This is a genomic window from Paracoccus fontiphilus, assembly GCF_017356265.1.
In the GTDB taxonomy this organism is placed as follows: domain Bacteria; phylum Pseudomonadota; class Alphaproteobacteria; order Rhodobacterales; family Rhodobacteraceae; genus Paracoccus; species Paracoccus fontiphilus.
This window is the reverse complement of the sequence record NZ_JAFNAW010000158.1, coordinates 1-1,425: the sequence shown is the minus strand read 5'-3', so window position 1 is coordinate 1,425 and position 1,425 is coordinate 1. Positions and strand designations below refer to the sequence as shown.

The following is a 1,425-nucleotide window of genomic DNA, read 5'->3' as shown; positions in this document are numbered from 1 at the left end:
CCCAGCGCATCGGCGGCCAGCAGCAGCGCCGCAAGGGCCAGCAGCGCCCCGGTCAGGTCGCGCCCGCCGGTGGTGCCCGCCGCCTCGACCCTGGCGCCGGGCCATTTCGCCAGGGCCAGCGGCCCACCCGCGTTCAGCGCCACGCGCCGTTCGCCGGCGGCATAGATCCCCGCCGGACGATCCGGGCCGGGCCCAAGCGCCAGATCGGCCGCCGCCACAGGCGCCAGCCCTTCCGCGGGCGAGGCGCGGCCGAAGCCGTCCAGAACCGTTTCGGGCGTCCAGAAGGGCTGCTCGCGGTCGTCGGCAGCCTCGGCGGCCGGGGACACGCGGGCGGTCTGGACCAGCCGGTTCAGCATCTCCACGAACAGGCCCGAGATCGGCAGGTTCGACCATTCGGCATTGGCCGTGACGTGGAACAGCACGACCTGTCCCTGCCCTGCGCGCGCGCGCGTCACCAGCGGCGTGTTGTCCGACAGCGCGGCCAGCGTCTTTTCCGCCAGGTCGGGCGCAGGCTGGGCCATCAGTTGCGCGCGGATCGCGACCTCCTCGGGCGGGGTCAGCCCGGCGAAGACGCCATCGGCGGCAAAGGGCGCGATGCCGCGCGGATCGCCCCAGGACAGCGCGCCGCCGATGTCGCGCCCGCCCTGGCGCAGGGCCACGGGCAGCAAGGGTTCGGCCTGCAACTCCTCGAAGGCGGCCATGCGCGGCCCGGCAAAGCGGATCAGCAGCCCGCCGTCCTCGACCCAGGCGGACAGGTCGTCCGCCTCGGCCAGATCGACCTGGTCGGCCAGAACGATCACGTCGGGCGCGGCGTTCAGCACGTCGCCAAGCCCGCCTTCGACCACATCGGTCGTGGGCGCCAGGGCCTGCCGCAGATAGTGAAGCTGCGACAAGAGCACCTGCCCCTCGGCCTGACGGTCGGCCTCGCCGACCAAGCCGACCTTGCGGCGCTTGACCCGGTCGTCGGCCAGGACCACGGCACCGGCATGAGCCTCGCCCTCCACCTGGAAGCGGGTGATGCGGTTGCGCAGCTCGGGCGGCAGGTCGATGGCGGTGGGACGGGTGCTGATCCCGGCAACGGTGGCGGCATCGCCGGGCGTCAGGCGGGCCAGTTCGCGTTCCACCCCTTGCGGATCGGGGCCGATGGCAAGGATCGCGGGGGCAGAGTCGTCCATCGCGGACAGGGTCAACGACGGCGTGTCGCCCGCGTGCAGCGACAGTGAGCGCAGGGCGCGGGCGGGCGGGACAACCGTGACCGGGCCACGATCCGTCAGCGCGGACAGCCAGGCGGCACGGTCGGGATGGTCCAGACCGTCGGTGATCCACAGGGTCTCAAGCTGGCCCTCGGGGGTCGCGGCCAGGGCGGCGGCGGGGTCCTCGGGCAAGCCGGTCCCCCACGAGACAGGTTGCGCGGCGCGCAGGCTT

1 pseudogene is annotated in these 1,425 nt (G+C 73.8%); it reads right to left on the bottom strand.

The window, feature by feature from the left end:
- Window positions 1–1,425 (bottom strand): annotated as a pseudogene (locus tag J0F76_RS20610) (DUF4159 domain-containing protein); the annotation flags it as partial.